This window comes from Hydrogenophaga sp. A37 (assembly GCF_002001205.1).
In the GTDB taxonomy this organism is placed as follows: domain Bacteria; phylum Pseudomonadota; class Gammaproteobacteria; order Burkholderiales; family Burkholderiaceae_C; genus Hydrogenophaga.
Genome location: NZ_MUNZ01000085.1, coordinates 88,335 through 105,415, shown reverse-complemented (window position 1 = coordinate 105,415; position 17,081 = coordinate 88,335). Strand labels below are relative to the sequence as shown.

The following is a 17,081-nucleotide window of genomic DNA, read 5'->3' as shown; positions in this document are numbered from 1 at the left end:
GAGAGGCTGATCCGGCTCGGGGCGACCCGGCGCCGGATCGGGGCTGACCGGTGTTGACCGGGGCTTTCCCTCTTGAACCCGACGGGCATGGACGCTAGATTGCGGCCATGCCCGTTGTGCTTTCTGCCCCAGCCGCCGCCCATGGCCTGCGCGAATGGACCACCGCGCAGGCGCGTCCCATCGAGCGCCTGGACTATTGGGTGGGCGCGATCTGCGAAGCCTTTCTGGAGATGGATTGCAGCTCGCGCGCGGCCGATTGCTTCGATGGCCGCCTGACGCACCTGCCGCTCGACCGGCTGGCGGTCAACCGGGTGCAGGCATCGACGCAGGACGTGTACCGCACGCCGACCAGCATCGCGCGCAGCCAAGCGTTTCCCTTCTACCTGATCGCCCAGCTGGACCACCCCTGGCATGTGAAACAGGGCGGACATTTCCTGAACCTTCGGCCCGGCGACGCGGTGCTGGTGGATGCTTCACAGCCTTACGAACTTCATTTTCCGCATTCGGTGGGCTGCCTGTCGGTGCAGATGCCGCGTGCCTGGGTCGGCGAGTGGCTGACGGCGGTGGAGGTGCCGACCGCGCGCGCCATCCACCGCGAACAGGGCTGGGGAGCGGTGCTGTCGGCGCTGTGTCTGCAGCTCGGACGCGATCCCGCGCTGGCCGCACACATGGCGCCGACCTGGGTGGAAGACCAGTTCGGCGCCTTGCTGGCTGCAGCGCTGGAGCCGCCGCCCGGGCCGACCTGCGCCACCACCATACACGACCTGCATGCCCGCGCGGTGGCCTGGATGCGTGAACGGCTGGATCAGTCCGGGTGGCGGGCGGCCGATCTGGCGCAGCACCTGGGGGTGTCGCCGCGCAGCCTGCACCGCGCGTTTGCCCGGGTGGGTGACACCGTGGCGGGGCGCTGGCGCCAGCTGCGGCTGGGCCATGCCCGGCTGTTGCTGTCACAGCGTCGACTCGCCGGTTTGTCCGTGGCGGAGGTGGGCCGCCGCTGTGGTTACACCGACGCGTCCCATTTCGGACGCGACTTCCAGCGCGATGCAGGCGTGACGCCGCTGCGGTGGCGCCAGCAGCACCCGGGCGGCTGAGTCCCCTGGCGCATGGCGGCCAGACGGCTGGCGCAATCCGGCCATTGGGGCGCTTCCCAGATCGGTAGATTGGCGCTCAGCAGGGAAACCCCTGCACAACGCCCACTTTCTGGAGACACGCATGTCCGATACCTATGTTCTTGTTCACGGCGCCTGGCACACGGGCGAACTCATGGAGCCTGTCGCGCAGCACCTGCGTGCGAGGGGTCACGTCGTGCATTGCCCGACACTGGTTGGTAACCGCCCGGGCGATGACCGCGCCACCACCGGACTGGCCGAGGCGGCGCAATCGTTGATCGACTTCCTCAACGAGCACGACCTCAAGGAGGTGCGCCTCATGGGCCACAGCTACGGCGGCATGGTGATCAGCCACGCGGCCGACCAGGTCGGTCACCGCATCCGCCGCCTGGTGTACTGGAACGCTTTCGTGCCGCTGGACGGGGAGAGCCTCAACGACCTGGTGCCGCCGCACTATGTGCAACTGTTCGACGGCATTGCCGCTGCGAACAAAGGCGCCGTGATGCTGCCGTATCCGATCTGGCGCGAGGCCTTCATCAACGACGCCGATGCCGCACTGGCCGAGCGGGCGTTTGGCCTGCTCAACCCGCACCCGAACAAGACCTTCACCGACAAGGCGCGGCTGACGACGCCGCTGGCGGCCCTGCCGATGGGCAAGAGTTACATCAATTGCCAGCAGGACACGGCCTTGCCGCACAGCCTGCCTTGGCACCCGCGCCTGTCGGAGCGGCTGGGCCTGTTCCGACTGGTGGAGTGTCAGGGCAGCCACGAGCTGTGTTTCACCGATCCGGCCCGGTTGGCCGACGCCATCGAGCGAGCCGGGCGGGATTGACCGGGGGCCTCCACGCGCGGTCGATTGAGCGCGCGGAGGTTCGGTGCTTGAATCCGGACGGGTGATTCAGGGCATAATTTCGGTCATTGAGGCCGCCGACCGGAAACGTTCGGCGGTTTGCCTTTTTCCGGGTGGCCAGCGCTGCCCAACGGGTCCGGATCCAGGGCCCGTCCCTGATCTGGAGATCCCGATGTCCACCTTTCCCATCACCAAACGCGGAGCCGAACTGCTCAAGGCCGAGTTGCACAAGCTCAAGACCGTGGAGCGACCGGCTGTGATCCAGGCGATTGCCGAAGCCCGTGCACAGGGTGACTTGAGCGAAAACGCCGACTACGATGCCGCCAAAGAACGGCAGGGTTTCATCGAAGGCCGCATTGCCGAAATTGATAGCAAGATGTCGATGGCTCAGATCATCGACCCCTCGACCCTCGACGCCGCTGGCCGGGTGGTGTTTGGAGCGACGGTGGAACTGGCCGATGAAGACACGGGTACCCAGGTGACTTACCAGATCGTCGGTGAAGACGAGGCCGATCTGAAGCTCGGCTTGGTGAACATCAGCAGCCCCATCGCGCGGGCGCTGATCAGCAAGGAAGAGGGCGACGTGGCCGTGGTGCAAACGCCCGGTGGCACGCGCCGCTTCGAAATCGTCGCGGTCCGCTACGTCTGAAACCCATGCCCCTGCAGCGCCTGGCGGTGACGGTGGCCGCCCTGTGGTGGGGTGGCATCAGCGCATTGAGTTTTCTGGCTGTGCCCACGCTGTTCGTGAGCCTGGGCAACCCTGCGGTGGCCGGGCCGGTGGCCGCCAAGCTGTTTTCCCTGCAGTGCTGGGCGGGCCTGTTTCTTGGGGTGGTGCTGATGCTGATCCTGCGCCGGCAGCGGGCGGTCTTGAGCGTGCAGGCGTCGCCTGATTCGCTGGCGGCTCTGAAAGCGGTGTTGATCACTCTGGGGCTGGTGCTCGTGGCCATGTTGCTGGCCCTGATTCAGGAGCTCGGCGTGGCACCGAAAATCGTGAGTGCCAGAGCCACAGGGGGGAATCTGCGGCTCTGGCACAGCCTAGGGTCCGTCATGGTGCTGGGCCAATGGCTGTGCACCGGGGCCGTGTTGTGGCGGTTCGCCGGTCGGGTGAGGGTGCCGACAAGGCCATGAGCTCGCCGGCCCGCCCGCTGGACAAAGGTGCCCCGTGAGCCTGCCTCGGCGACTGTCTGCGTGGGTGGATGGGTTGCCACCCCGCGCGATCACGTCGGTATTGGTGATGCTCGGCGTGTTGCTCGCCGCGCGCCTCCTGGGCATGACCTGGCTGCTCTCTGTCAATGTGCCGTTCTCCGACCAATGGGCGTTGCTCACACGCTTGTACAACGGCTTCCAGTGGAGTGATGTGCCGGTGGCGTTTGTCTGGCAGCACGGACCGCACCGTCAGGGACTGAGTTTTGCGATGGTTTTGCCGGCCTACCACCTCAGCGACTGGAACGTGCGCCTGGACAGCTTCTGGATCGCTTGCGTGCAGCTGGCGTCGGGTGCGTTGGCCTTGCGTCTGCGCCGGCAACTGCTGCCAGGTTCGTGGTCGATTTGGGATGCGCTGTTGCTGTTGGCGTTTTGGGGCGTCAGCGGTTTTGAGACCCTGTGGGTGGCACCCAACGCCTCGCACAGCATCTTTCCGCTGTGCCTGCTGATGCTGCTGGTCAACGTCTGGCTTTGGACGCCGGGATGGGCCCGCACGGCGGTGGTGGCCGCGCTTGTGGTCGCGCTGGGCTTCACGGGTTTCGGTCTGACGGCGCTGCCGGCGCTGGCGCTGGTGTTGCTGTTGGAGGCCTGGCGCGGAGCTGCTGCGCGGCGACGGCACGCGCTGGTGCTCTTGGCCACCTGCTTTCTCACGGTGGCGGCCTTTTTGGTGGACTACCGGTTCGTGGTGTCCGCCGAGGGCTTCCAGTCCATGCGTCCCAACCCGCTGGACTACCTGCCGTTCATGGCGGCCATGTTGAGCTACTTTGTGCTGATGGTCCAGCGCGCTTCGGGTTGGTTTATTTACCCGGTGGGCGCGGTGTTTCTGTTGGCGATGCTGGGAGCGTTTGTGGTCGGTTTGAGGCCACTGTCCGCTCGGTCCGGACCGTCAGGGCATGAGGCTTCGGAGCGCCTCTGGCAGGTGTGCGTGATCCTGCTGGGATGCAGCCTGGTGTTTGCGCTGCTCACCGCCTACGGGCGGGTGCAGCTGGGTGTGGAAGCGGCGACGGCGTCCCGGTACACCGCGTTGGTGCTTCCGGCCGTGGCCGCGCTCCACCTGCTGCTGTTCCGTCACCGGGAGCGTGCCGCGCCGCTGATGCTGGTGTTGTTGCTGATTTTCGTGGTCCGCGCCGTGCCAGAAACGCGTCGGGCGTATCAGCATGGGCGCTACTTTGCTTCGGTCAAGCTGTGCTGGCTGGAGCAGTACCTTGCCAATGGTCATAACGTGCCACTGGCCGATGCGCAACTCCTGCGGTTGGACCCCGCGCGCGCCTACCAGGCGGGCTGGATGGGACAGCAAAAGCACTGGGACTTCATGGAAAAGTGGGGGCTGGGGCCGATGTCTGCCTCGGCCAGCCCGGCGCCGCTGCTCGGTTTCTATCCCCAACCCTGCGAGCGGCTCAAAGGGCTCTGACGCGGGAGCCTGTACGCAGGTGCTCCGGGCTGTCGTGTCAGCCGACCAGACGCTCGGCCGATTCCAGCGTGTTCACCATCAGCATGGTGATGGTCATGGGGCCGACGCCGCCGGGTACCGGCGTGATGTAACTCGCCACCTCTTTCACGCCGGCAAAGTCCACGTCGCCGCAGAGCTTGCCTTCCTCATTGCGGTTCATGCCCACGTCGAGCACCACCGCGCCGGGCTTGACCATGTCGGCCGTGAGCACGTTGCGCTTGCCCACGGCGGCGACGATCACGTCGGCCTGCAGCGTCATGGCTTTCAGGTCCTTGGTCCCGCTGTGGCAGATGGTCACGGTGGCGTTCTGCTGCAGCAGCATCAGCGCCATGGGTTTGCCCACGATGTTGCTGCGACCGATCACCACCGCGTGTTTGCCTTTGAGCTCGTAGCCGATGCTCTCCAGCATCTTCATGCAGCCATAGGGTGTGCAGGGCCAGAAGCCGGGCAGGCCGGTCATGAGTGCGCCAGCGCTGGCGATGTGAAAGCCGTCGACATCCTTGGCCGGTGAGATCGCCTCGATCACTTTTTGCGCATCGATGTGCGCCGGCAGGGGCAGCTGCACCAAGATGCCGTGGATGCTGGTGTCGTGGTTCAACGCGTCCACCCGTGCCAGCAACTCGGCCTCGCTCATGGTGGCTGGCCAGGTCTCCAGCACCGAGTGCATGCCGGTGTCTTCGCAGGCCTTGACCTTGTTGCGCACATAGACCTGCGATGCCTGGTTGTCGCCCACCAGAACCACCGCCAGGCCTGGCGTGATGCCTTTGGCCTTGAGCGCGGTCACGCGCGCGCCGACGTCGGCGCGCAGTTGACGGGAGAGGGCATTGCCGTCGATCAGTTGGGCGGTCATGGTGAGTGTCTGTGCAGTGGTTGAAATGGAAACGCCCGCCGGTGAGGGCGGGCGTTGTGGCATGGGGTGGGGCAGTGTCAGGCTTTGGCGGGCGTCTGGCCGAGGGCGATCTTGAGCAGGTCGGCCACGGTGTTGGCGCCCAGTTTTTCCATGATGTTGGCGCGGTGCGCCTCCACCGTCTTGATGCTGATGCCGAGGTCGTCGGCAATCTGCTTGTTCAGGCGGCCTGCGACGATGCGCTCCAGCACCTGGGCTTCACGGCCGGTCAGTTTGGACAGCAGGGCGTCGCGGCTGGCGGCCTGCTGGTGGGTGGCGAAGGCTTCCTTGGCGGTTTCCAGCATGCGCTCGACGAGCACCACGAGCTGGTCTTCCTTGAACGGCTTCTGGATGAAGTCCAGCGCCCCCTTTTTCATGGACTCCACCGCCATCGGCACATCGCCGTGGCCGGTGATGAAGACGATGGGCAGCGGCGATTGGCGTTCGATCAGTTTTTCCTGCAGTTCCATGCCGGTCATGCCACCCATGCGGATGTCGGCGATCAGGCAGGCCACTTCACGGGCGTCGTAGCGGCTGAGAAAGGCCTCTGCGGATTCGAAGCACCGGACCCGGTAGTCTTTGCCTTCGAGCAGCCACTGCAGGGAGTCTCGAACGGCCTCGTCGTCGTCGACGACATAGACGGTGCCTTTTTTGGGGATCAAACTCATCTCGCTCTTTCTGTGTCAGGCAACGACGCTGTGGCGGGTTCGGTGGTTTCCAGGGAGGGTGTCAGTCAGGACTGCACCGGTATCCAGAAACTGAAGCAGCAACCCACCACCTCGTCGCCATTGTAGATGTTCTGCACCTGCATCCTGCCGTGGTGAGACTCCACGATGCTGCGGCACAGCTTGAGGCCGATGCCCATGCCTTCGCTCTTGGTGCTGTAGAAGGCTTCGTAGATGCGCTCGATCATTTCGTCAGGCACGCCGTTGCCCGAGTCGCGCACCGAGAACTCGACCACTTCCTGATCGTCAATGCGGCGTGGCCCGACACGCAACTCGATGTAGCGCTCGCCCGGTGGCCGTCCAGCCTGCGCGATGGCTTCGCCCGCATTCTTCAGCAGGTTGATCAGCACCTGCTCGATCAGGATCGGGTCGACCATCAGGCTGGGCATTCGCGCAGCGACATAGGGCGACAAACGCACCTGCTGGCGCCGCAGCTCGATGTCGGCCAGCTCGATCGCGTTGCTCACCATGGTGGACACGTCCGACGGCATGGGGTTGGGCTCGCTGCGCTTCACGAAGGCCTTGATGCGCTGGATGATCTGGCCCGCGCGCTGGGCCTGCCGGGCGGTCTTGTCGAGCGCGCCGAGCAAGTCTTCGTTGCTGATGCGCTGTTCCTTCAGGCGCGAGATCATGCCGTTGCAGTAGTTGCTGATGGCGGTGAGCGGCTGGTTGAGTTCGTGCGCCACGCTCGACGCCATCTCGCCCATGGTGATCAGCCGGCTGGCGGTCTGGGCCCGTTCGTTCTGCAGAGCTGCCTGGACTTCGGCGTTACGCCGGGGCGTGATGTCGCTGGCGATGGCCATCTGTGCAAGACGCCCGTCGACCCAGGTCAGGTAGCGGGTGCGCACCTCCAGCCAGCGGTCGAGTTCCTCGACAAAGACCTCAGCGTTTTCCGAGCCCGCGTCGGTCAGCGTGTCGGTGGGCATGCCGGCGAAGGCGTCCACTGCGTCGCCGTTGTCGGGACTGGGTGTGGGCTGGTTGCCAGCGAGATCAACCAGATGGCGGTGGCCGAGCCCACGGGTACCGAACCACAGTCGGTACATCTTGTTGGCAAACAGCATCTCGTCGCTGCCCAGGGGTGCGACCGAGACCGCCGAGTCCAGCGATTCCAGCACGGTGGTGAAGCGCTCGTAGGACGCGGACAGCTCCTCGCGGATGCGCTTGGGCTCGGTGATGTCGGTCATCGAGGTCATCCAGCCGGTCTGATGGCCCTTGGGGTCGATCAGTGGCGAGACGTACATGCGGGCGTCGAAGATGCTGCCGTCGCGCCGCTGAACGCGCACCTCGAAACCGCCGGGTGTGGAGCGGCCGCTGAGCTCGTCTTCCAGTCTCGCAGCCAACTGGTCATGGTCGTCTTCCGGCCAGTAGGGGAAGGGCGCCGTGCGGCCCATCAGCTCGGCCTCGGTCCAGCCGGTCATGGAGCAGAAGGCCGGGTTCACGTAGGTGATGCGGCCCTGCATGTCCAGCGCGCGCATGCCCGTGAGCATGGAGTTCTCCATGGCACGGCGGAAGTTGGTTTCAGACACCAAGGCTTGCTGCGCCTGGACCCGGCGGCGGGTGTGACGCCAGGTGCCGAGCAGCATCCAGACCGTGAGCGCGGAGAGTGCACCGATGACCCAGAAAAAACCGCTGCCCACGATGTCCTGCGAGGTGCGGTAGCCCTGCGCTTTCAGCAGCAAACCGTTGCCCACCGGCGAGACCGGTACCTCGTGTTCCAGCGGCTGGGGCGACCAGGGCAGAAGGCGCAGCACGGCGCTCGGCGATTGCAGGCTGCCTGCCAGCACCTGCCCTCTGTCGTCCATCAGCGCGACGGCGTAACGGGCCATGATTTCGGGTGGCATGCCAAAGCGCATGAGGCCATCAATCGAGTACTCACCCATCACGGTACCGGCAAAGCGACCTTGTTCAGTCAGCGGCACCTGCAACATCAGGGAGGACTGGCGAGCGTCACTGCCCAGCGGGCGAGAGTAGATCGGTTGGCGCAGATCACGAGCCAGCTCGAACGATCCGTCTGTTTCAGCCGCGCTCATGGTGACGCCCTTCAGGCGCGTGAGGTTCACCGGGGCACTGGGGGATGTGTAGCTGGCCGCGACAGTGCGGCGGGCGTCCACCCAGCTGATTGCCTGCAGTTCGGGGAACTGGCTGATCAGCGTTTCGGCCTGGAACTCGAACTCCTCGGCGCTGATTTCCTTGTTGTCCACCTCGCGGGCGAGTCGCATCAGCTGTTCCTGGCGTTCCAGCAGGCGCAACCGCAGGCGCTGTTGCGCGTATTCGACGTCGCGGGTGACCGCTTCTTGTTCGCGCTCCAGTTCTTCATAACGCAGGTAGGTGATCGCCACGGCAATGGCCGAGAGAAAGAGCAGCACTGAGAGCAGGGGTGCCAGCGTCGCAAAACGGTCTTGGCGCGAGGGCGGCAGCTTGCGCCACCAGCGGTTCCACCATTCCAGCGGGGTGTGATCACCCGCTTGGAGGACCTGTTTGTCGGGGGCAGATTTCATGTGTCGAGTTTACGTGCGGGCCCTTTCCAGCATGTGTCGAAATGCCTCAGGGAGTGCTACAAATTTGATATCTTATAATTTCATATTATAAAAAGTGAAAGCACATATTGAAATTGAACGAATTCTGTGGAAAAATCCGTGACACTGCAGGATCGCAGCCGTAAGCTTTATTTCAAACCAACAGGAGACAAACATGTCAGCGTCCGACGCTCTCAATGGCCGTGGTACAGGGGATGCCGATTCCCAGGAAACCCGCGAATGGATGGAGGCGCTGGCCGCCGTGATTGAGCGGGAGGGGCCGGAGCGCGCGCACTTCCTGCTGGAGCAGTTGCTCGAAGAGGCCCGCCAGAACAGCATCGACATGCCGTTCTCGGCCAACACCGGCTACGTCAACAGCATCGAGATCAACGAAGAAGCCCGTTGCCCGGGCAACATCGAGATCGAAGAGCGCTTGCGCGCCTACATGCGCTGGAACGCCATGGCGATGGTCGTCAAGGCCAACCGGCACAACCCAGAAGACGGTGGCGATCTCGGTGGCCACATCGGTTCTTTTGCTTCGCTGGCCCATATGTTCGGCGCCGGCTTCAACCACTTCTGGCACGCCGAGAGTGAAAACCACGGTGGCGACTGCCTCTACATCCAGGGCCATGTGTCGCCCGGCGTGTACGCCCGCGCCTATCTGGAAGGCCGCCTGACCGAAGAGCAACTGCTGAACTTCCGCCAGGAAGTGGACGGCAAGGGCCTCTCCAGCTACCCGCACCCCAAGCTGATGCCCGAGTTCTGGCAGTTCCCCACGGTGTCCATGGGCCTGGGCCCGCTGATGGCCATCTACCAGGCACGCTTCCTGAAGTACCTGCACGCCCGCGGCATCGCCAACACCGAAAACCGCAAGGTCTGGGTGTTTTGCGGCGACGGCGAAATGGACGAGGTCGAGTCGCTGGGCGCCATCAGCCTGGCCGCTCGCGAGAACCTCGACAACCTGATCTTCGTGGTGAACTGCAACCTGCAACGCCTGGACGGCCCGGTGCGCGGCAACGGCAAGATCATCCAGGAGCTTGAAGGGGAGTTCCGCGGCTCCGGCTGGAACGTGATCAAGCTGCTCTGGGGCTCCAACTGGGACCCGCTGCTGGCGCGCGACAAAGACGGCGCCCTGCGCAAGATCATGATGGACACGCTGGACGGCGACTACCAGGCGTTCAAGGCCAACGACGGCGCCTACGTGCGCAAGCATTTCTTCGGCCGCGACCCCAAGGCGCTGGAGATGGTGGCGCACCTGAGCGACGACGACATCTGGAACCTGCGCCGCGGTGGCCACGACCCACAAAAGGTCTATGCCGCGTACCACAAGGCGGTGAACCACAAGGGCCAGCCCACCGTGCTGCTGATCAAGACCGTCAAGGGTTTTGGCATGGGCAAGTCGGGCGAGGGCAAGAACAACGTGCACCAGACCAAGAAGCTGACCGACGAGGACATCAAGATCTTCCGCGACCGCTTCAATCTGCCGATCCCCGACAGCGAACTGCCCAAGCTGCCGTTCTACAAGCCCGCCGACGACACGCCGGAAATGCAGTACCTGCATGCCCGCCGCAAGGCCTTGGGTGGCTACCTGCCGCACCGCCGCACCAAGGCCGACGAGAGCTTCACCGTGCCCTCGATCGACACCTTCAAGAGCGTGATGGAGCCCACCGCCGAAGGCCGTGAAATCTCCACGACCCAAGCCTATGTGCGCTTCCTGACGCAGTTGCTGCGCGACCAGGCCCTGGGCCCGCGCGTGGTGCCCATCCTGGTGGACGAGGCCCGCACCTTCGGCATGGAAGGCCTGTTCCGCCAGATCGGCATCTACAACCCCGCAGGCCAGCAGTACACCCCGGTCGATAAAGACCAGGTCATGTACTACAAGGAAGACAAGGCCGGCCAGATCCTGCAAGAGGGCATCAACGAAGCCGGCGGCATGAGCAGCTGGATCGCTGCGGCCACGAGCTACAGCACCAGCAACCGCATCATGGTGCCGTTCTACGTGTACTACTCGATGTTCGGCTTCCAGCGCATCGGCGATCTGGCCTGGGCGGCAGGCGACATGCAGGCGCGTGGCTTCCTGCTCGGCGGCACGTCGGGCCGCACCACGCTCAACGGTGAAGGCCTGCAGCACGAAGACGGCCACAGCCACATCCTGGCCGGCACGATCCCGAACTGCATCAGCTACGACCCGACCTTCGCGCACGAAGTCGGCGTGATCCTGCACCATGGCTTGAAGCGCATGGTGGAGAAACAGGACAACGTGTATTTCTACCTGACCCTGCTGAACGAAAATTACGCCATGCCGGGCCTGACCGCCGGCACCGAAGAGCAGATCATCAAGGGCATGTACCTGTGCAAGCCGGGCGCCAAGGGCGATCAGCGCGTGCAACTGCTGGGCTCCGGCACCATCCTGCGCGAGAGCATCGCTGCCCAAGAGCTGCTGGCCACCGACTGGGGCGTGCAGGCTGATGTGTGGAGCTGCCCGAGCTTCAACGAGCTGACCCGCGACGGCCAGGACGCCGAGCGCTTCAACATGCTGCACCCGTCCGACAAGCAGCGTGTGCCTTTCGTGACGCAACAGCTGGAGAAACACGCCGGCCCGGTGGTTGCCTCCACCGACTACATGAAGAACTACGCCGAGCAGATCCGTCCGTTCATCCCCAAGGGCCGTTCGTACAAGGTGCTGGGCACCGACGGCTTTGGCCGCAGCGACTTCCGCAGCAAGCTGCGCGAGCACTTCGAGATCAACCGCCATTACATCGTGATCGCCGCCCTGCGCTCGCTGGCCGATGAGGGCAAGCTGCCGATGGCCAAGGTGGCCGAGGCGATCAAGAAGTACGGCATCAAGGTCGACAAGATCAATCCCTTGTACGCATGAGGCTGACCCACCCCTGCAGCGCCTGCGGCGCTACCCCCTCAAGGGGGCGAAACCAGCCGTCTGGCAAAGCCAGCCCGGCGGTTTCCCCGGTAGAAGGCATCGCAAGCGGCACATTGAACATCTGATTGGAGACAGACATGGCATTGGTAGAAGTGAAGGTCCCGGACATCGGCGACTTCGACGAAGTGGCGGTCATTGAACTGCTGGTCAAGGTGGGCGACACGGTCAAGGCCGAACAGTCGCTGATCACGGTCGAGTCCGACAAGGCCTCGATGGAAATCCCGTCCAGTACCGCTGGCGTGGTGAAAGAACTGCGCGTGGCGCTGGGCGACAAGGTGAAAGAGGGCTCGGTGGTGCTGGTGGTGGAAGCCGCTGGCGACGCCGCTGCTCCGGCGCCGGCGGCCGCGGCCGCGGCAGCTGCAGCCTCCGCACCGGTGGCTTCGCCCGCCGCAGCGCCGGCTGTTGCAACTGCGCCTGCGGCCGCGCCCGCTGCTGCCGGCCCGGTGCAGGTCTTCGTGCCCGACATCGGCGACTTCAAGGACGTCGCCGTCATTGAGGTCCTCGTCAAGCCCGGCGACGCCATCAAGGTCGAGCAGAGCCTGATCACGGTCGAGTCCGACAAGGCTTCGATGGAGATCCCTTCGTCGCACGCTGGTGTGCTGAAGGAACTCAAAGTCAAGGTCGGCGACACGGTCAACATTGGTGACTTGCTGGCGATCCTGGAGGGCGCCGCAGGTGCTGCGGCGCCGACACCCGTTGCCGCTGCACCCGCTCAGGCGGCTGCGCCCGCCGCTGCTGCCGTGGCCGCTCCCGCGGCTGCCACTGCATCGGTAGAAGCCGCGCCCGCCCACAACCCCACCGGCACGTCCGCGCTGGGCCTGCCCCACGCCTCGCCCTCGGTGCGTAAATTCGCCCGTGAACTCGGCGTGCCGCTGGCCGAAGTGCAGGGCAAGGGCCCCAAGGGCCGCATCACGCTGGACGACGTGCAGGGCTTCACCAAGTCCGTCATGGCCGGCGCGGTGCAGACGGCAGCGCAAAAGGCCAAGGCCCCGGCTTCCACCGGTGGTGGCGGCTCCGAGTTGGGCCTGATTCCCTGGCCCAAGGTGGACTTCGCCAAGTTCGGCCCCATCGAACGCAAGGAGATGGGCCGCATCAAGAAGATCAGCGGCGCCAACCTGTTGCGCAACGCCATCATGATTCCGGCCGTCACCAACCACGACGACGCCGACATCACCGACCTCGAAGCCTTCCGCGTTTCCACCAACAAGGAAAACGAGAAGAGCGGCGTGAAGGTGACCATGCTCGCGTTCCTGATCAAGGCCTGCGTGGCCGCGCTCAAGAAGTTCCCCGAGTTCAACAGCTCGCTGGACGGTGATGCGCTGATCTACAAGCAGTACTTTCACATCGGCTTCGCGGCCGACACACCCAACGGCCTGGTCGTTCCCGTCATCAAGGACGCCGACAAGAAGGGCGTGCTGCAGATCAGCCAGGAAATGGGCGAACTCGCCAAGAAGGCGCGCGACGGCAAGTTGGGCCCGGCCGACATGAGCGGTGCCTGCTTCACCATCTCCAGCCTCGGTGGCATCGGCGGCCGTTACTTCACGCCCATCATCAACGCACCTGAAGTCGCCATCCTCGGCGTCTGCAAGAGCAACATGGAACCGGTGTGGGACGGCAAGGCCTTCCAGCCGCGCCTGATGCTGCCGCTGTCGCTGACCTGGGACCACCGCGTGATCGACGGCGCCGCGGCGGCGCGCTTCAACGCCTACCTCGGCCAGATCCTCGGCGACTTCCGTCGCGTTCTTCTTTAAGGAATCGCGATGGCACTGATCGATATTCAAGTTCCCGACATTGGCGACTTCGACGAAGTGGCCGTGATCGAGCTGCTGGTCAAACCTGGCGACACCGTTAAGGCTGAACAAAGCCTGATCACCGTGGAGTCCGACAAGGCCTCGATGGAGATTCCTTCGTCGCACGCCGGCGTGGTGAAAGAGCTCAAGGTTGCGCTGGGCGACAAGGTCAAGCAAGGCTCGGTGGTGTTGGTGCTGGACGGTGAGGGTGCTGCCAGTGCTCCTGCCGCGCCAGCTGCAGTACCCGCTGCTGCGACCGCACCCGCTGCGGCTCCTGCTGCCGCGCCGGTGGTGGCCCCCACCGCCGCCAGCTTCGGCGGCAGCGCCGACATCGAGTGCGATGTGCTCGTACTCGGCGCCGGTCCCGGCGGTTACTCGGCCGCCTTCCGCGCGGCCGACCTTGGCCTCAAGGTCGTGCTCGTCGAGCGCTACGCCCAGCTGGGCGGTGTGTGCCTGAACGTGGGTTGCATCCCGTCCAAGGCGCTGCTGCACGTGGCGGCGGTCATGGATGAGGTCAGCCACATGGCCGATCTGGGCGTGGACTTTGGCGCGCCCTCGGTCAATGTGGACAAGCTGCGTGGCCACAAGGAAAAGGTCATCGGCAAGTTGACCGGTGGCCTGGCGGCGATGGCCAAGATGCGCAAGGTCACCACCGTGCGCGGCTATGGTGCTTTTGTCGGACCCAACCACGTCGAAGTGGAAGAGACCACCGGCACGGGCCAGGAGAAGACCGGCAGCAAGAAGGTGATCGCGTTCAAGAAGTGCATCATCGCCGCCGGCTCGCAGGCGGTGCGCCTGCCCTTCATGCCCGACGATCCGCGCGTGGTGGACAGCACCGGCGCGCTGGCCTTGAAGGAAGTCCCCAAGCGCATGCTGATCCTGGGCGGCGGCATCATCGGCCTGGAAATGGGCACCGTCTACAGCACTCTGGGCGCGCGCCTGGACGTGGTGGAAATGCTCGACGGCCTGATGCAGGGCGCCGACCGCGACCTGGTGAAGATCTGGCAGAAGATGAACGCCAAGCGTTTTGACAACATCATGCTCAAGACCAAGACGGTGGGGGCCAAGGCCACGCCCGAAGGCATCGAGGTGACGTTCGCCGCAGCGGATGAGGGCGGCACCGCCCCCGCGCCGCAGGTCTACGACCTGGTGCTGCAGGCCGTGGGCCGCACGCCCAACGGCAAGAAGATCGCGGCCGACAAGGCCGGCGTGGCCGTGACCGACCGCGGCTTCATCAACGTCGACATTCAGATGCGCACCAACGTGCCGCACATCTTCGCCATCGGCGACATCGTGGGCCAGCCCATGCTGGCGCACAAGGCGGTGCACGAGGCGCATGTGGCGGCAGAGGTGATTGCCGGTGAACTGCAGGGCAACAAAGAGCTGGCCGCGGCCGCCTTCAACGCCCGCGTGATCCCCAGCGTGGCCTACACCGACCCCGAGGTGGCTTGGGTGGGCCTCACCGAAGACCAGGCCAAGGCCCAGGGCATCAAGGTCAAGAAGGGCCTGTTTCCCTGGACGGCTTCAGGCCGCGCGATTGCGAACGGCCGCGATGAAGGCGTGACCAAGTTGTTATTCGACGATTCACCCGAGGCCCATGGTCACGGCAAGATCCTGGGCGGCGGCATGGTCGGCACGCATGCGGGCGACATGATCGGTGAAGTGGCGCTGGCCATCGAGATGGGCGCCGACGCGGTGGACATCGGCAAGACCATCCACCCGCACCCCACGCTGGGCGAGAGCATCGGCATGGCAGCGGAAGTGGCGCATGGGTCTTGTACCGATTTGCCGCCTAGCAAGAAGTAAGCAGCTTCGGTGCTGCTCAAAAGAAAAGCCCGGGCCGACAACGGCTCGGGCTTTTTGCTGCGCGGGTCAGCTTGAGCAGGTGTGTGAATTCAGTGGTGATCGCGCTGGCGATCAAGAGGGAAAAACCCGGTAGCCCTGCAGGTGACCCATTCCCCAATGTCTGATGTACCAAACCCTCGCGATTAAACCTGCAGGCCGAGCTGCGCCATCAAAGCCACCGCGCCTGCAGGTGCCCGCTCCTTGGCGCCGTTGATGAAATACACGAACACGTCGCGCGGACGCTCGCCGCTGGTCCAGGTGCGCACGCCATGGGCCCACTGGGCGATGGCCTCGGGCGTGTAGCCGGTGGGCACATCAGCCTCGCTGCGCATCAGGCGCAGGTAGGCAAAGTCGGCTTCTGCATCGGCAATGGCGGGGAATTTCGGCGAATCGGTGTGCACGGGCACACAGCCATAACGGCGCGTCAGCGCAAGGAAGGCAGGCGTGGCAAAGCTCTCGTGCCTCACGTCCAGGGCGTGGCGCAGTTGGCGGCCGTCCACCGCCTTTGGCAGCAGCGCGAGGAAGGCCTCGAAGTCCCCCGGTTCGAACGGCTTGCTCGGCATGAACTGCCACACGATGGGGCCGAGCTTGTCCTTGAGCTCAGAAATGCCGCTCTCCACAAAGCGGGCGATCGAATCGCCCGCATCCGCCAGCACCCGGCGGTTTGTGGCAAAGCGGTTGGCTTTGAGCGAAAACATGAAGCCGTCGGGCGTCTCGCTGTGCCACTTGGCGAAGGTGGGCGGTTTGAAGCTGCTGTAGTAGGTGCCGTTGACCTCAATGGCGTTGAGCCGACGGCTGGCGTGGTGCAATTCCTTGCTGTGCGCGAGGCCAGAGGGGTAGAAGTTGTCGCGCCACGGCTCAAAGGTCCAGCCGCCGATGCCGATGCGGATGTGCTTGCTGCTGCTTGCGGTGGTGTTCACTGTGTTCCCCTTCAACGGCCGTGATTTTTGATCCGATACGGTCTGCCAGATTCCGGGTGTTGTTCACCCTGACGTGATCGAAAGGCATTCTTATACCAAGGCATGCGGGTGCCGCCGCTCACCCGCCCCAGCCCTGCACATATGCCGGTGCGGGCACCGTGCACAACGGGTCGGCCACGGGTGCCCCTCGCTGCTGTGTCAGCGGCAACACACCGGCCCAGGCAGCCACGCCCATGTCTTCGGCATCGTCGTTGGGGCCACCGGTGCGGACCTTGCAAGCGGCCTCGGCCAGGCTGATGCGCATCACCGTGGTGGCGGCAAACTCCTTATCGTTGCCGCGGCGGGCTTCGTGCTCGCGGCCCGGGGCCAGGTGGCGCATGAAGGCGTCGAGCGCGGCGCGCTTGTCGTCCACCTTTTCAAACGAGCCATAGACCATGGCCGAGCGGTAGTTCATCGAATGGTTGAACGCCGAGCGCGCCAGCACCAGGCCGTCGATGTGGGTCACCGTCACGCAGGCCTGCGTGCCCTGGGCCAGCAGCTTGATCAGGCGCCCACCGTTGGAGCCGTGGATGTAGAGGTGGTCGTCCTCGCGCCAGCAGGCGGTGGGAATGCAGTGCGTGCCTTTCTCGTCGGCAAAGGCCACGTGGCACACATACGCCGCGTCCAAGATGGCGTGCAGCGTGGGGGCGTCGTAATGGGCGTTTTCGGCAATGCGGCGCACGCGGGTGCGGTCGCTGGGGGGCGTGGGCTTGGTGGTGTCGGTCATGGCAGTGCGAGTGAATGAAGGGCTGCAATGTAGAGTGCTTGTGGTTCCAAATTAAGATCCAGACTTGCACTGTTTTTTGGTGC

General features: G+C 64.7%; 13 protein-coding genes. 8 read left to right on the top strand and 5 right to left on the bottom strand.

Annotated features, from left to right (window positions below):
* Positions 1-107 precede the first annotated feature (107 nt).
* The 5 genes from B0E41_RS08330 to B0E41_RS08310 all read left to right on the top strand — a co-directional run bounded on the left by B0E41_RS08330 (position 108) and on the right by B0E41_RS08310 (position 4,573).
* Entirely contained in the window at positions 108-1,091 is a 984-nt protein-coding gene (locus tag B0E41_RS08330) for a helix-turn-helix domain-containing protein (RefSeq protein ID WP_077330613.1), read from the top strand.
* 121 nt (positions 1,092-1,212) lie between these two features.
* Positions 1,213-1,941 (top strand): alpha/beta hydrolase, encoded by a 729-nt coding sequence (locus B0E41_RS08325; protein ID WP_077330612.1) that lies wholly within the window; start codon positions 1,213-1,215, stop codon positions 1,939-1,941.
* Positions 1,942-2,131: 190 nt separating this feature from the next.
* A complete protein-coding gene (gene greA / locus B0E41_RS08320; RefSeq protein ID WP_077330611.1) occupies positions 2,132-2,608 on the top strand; it encodes a transcription elongation factor GreA in 477 nt (158 codons plus the stop codon).
* A gap of 5 nt (positions 2,609-2,613) precedes the next feature.
* Entirely contained in the window at positions 2,614-3,087 is a 474-nt protein-coding gene (locus tag B0E41_RS08315) for a DUF4149 domain-containing protein (protein WP_077330610.1), read from the top strand.
* A gap of 34 nt (positions 3,088-3,121) precedes the next feature.
* Positions 3,122-4,573, top strand: a complete 1,452-nt coding sequence (locus tag B0E41_RS08310; protein WP_143433727.1) for a hypothetical protein — start codon at positions 3,122-3,124, stop codon at positions 4,571-4,573.
* Positions 4,574-4,610: 37 nt separating this feature from the next.
* On the opposite strand, the gene folD is transcribed toward B0E41_RS08310, so the two are convergent.
* The 3 genes from folD to B0E41_RS08295 form a co-directional block, all read right to left on the bottom strand.
* The gene (gene folD, locus B0E41_RS08305; RefSeq protein WP_077330608.1) at positions 4,611-5,462 is read right to left on the bottom strand and encodes a bifunctional methylenetetrahydrofolate dehydrogenase/methenyltetrahydrofolate cyclohydrolase FolD; all 852 of its coding nucleotides are present in this window, start codon (positions 5,460-5,462) and stop codon (positions 4,611-4,613) included.
* Positions 5,463-5,539: 77 nt separating this feature from the next.
* On the bottom strand, positions 5,540-6,166 hold the full coding sequence (locus B0E41_RS08300; RefSeq protein WP_077330607.1) for a response regulator transcription factor: 627 nt from the start codon (positions 6,164-6,166) through the stop codon (positions 5,540-5,542).
* A 65-nt stretch (positions 6,167-6,231) separates the two neighbouring features.
* Positions 6,232-8,721 (bottom strand): PAS domain S-box protein, encoded by a 2,490-nt coding sequence (locus tag B0E41_RS08295; protein ID WP_077330606.1) that lies wholly within the window; start codon positions 8,719-8,721, stop codon positions 6,232-6,234.
* Between the two features lie 193 nt (positions 8,722-8,914).
* Here B0E41_RS08295 and aceE point away from each other — a divergent pair, with 193 nt between their 5' ends.
* The 3 genes from aceE (at position 8,915) to lpdA (ending at position 15,273) form a co-directional block, all read left to right on the top strand.
* The gene (gene aceE, locus B0E41_RS08290; RefSeq protein WP_077330605.1) at positions 8,915-11,617 is read left to right on the top strand and encodes a pyruvate dehydrogenase (acetyl-transferring), homodimeric type; all 2,703 of its coding nucleotides are present in this window, start codon (positions 8,915-8,917) and stop codon (positions 11,615-11,617) included.
* 137 nt (positions 11,618-11,754) lie between these two features.
* A complete protein-coding gene (gene aceF / locus B0E41_RS08285) occupies positions 11,755-13,428 on the top strand; it encodes a dihydrolipoyllysine-residue acetyltransferase (RefSeq protein WP_077330604.1) in 1,674 nt (557 codons plus the stop codon).
* A 9-nt stretch (positions 13,429-13,437) separates the two neighbouring features.
* Entirely contained in the window at positions 13,438-15,273 is a 1,836-nt protein-coding gene (gene lpdA / locus B0E41_RS08280) for a dihydrolipoyl dehydrogenase (protein ID WP_077330603.1), read from the top strand.
* Between the two features lie 182 nt (positions 15,274-15,455).
* On the opposite strand, the gene B0E41_RS08275 is transcribed toward lpdA, so the two are convergent.
* Both B0E41_RS08275 and B0E41_RS08270 read right to left on the bottom strand, forming a co-directional pair.
* Positions 15,456-16,232, bottom strand: coding sequence for a DUF72 domain-containing protein (locus B0E41_RS08275; protein WP_077330602.1), 777 nt, complete (start codon positions 16,230-16,232; stop codon positions 15,456-15,458).
* Between the two features lie 118 nt (positions 16,233-16,350).
* Positions 16,351-16,998 carry a pyridoxamine 5'-phosphate oxidase family protein gene (locus B0E41_RS08270; RefSeq protein ID WP_077330601.1) on the bottom strand — a complete coding sequence of 216 codons (648 nt, stop codon included), beginning with the start codon at positions 16,996-16,998 and terminating at the stop codon, positions 16,351-16,353.
* Positions 16,999-17,081 lie beyond the last annotated feature (83 nt).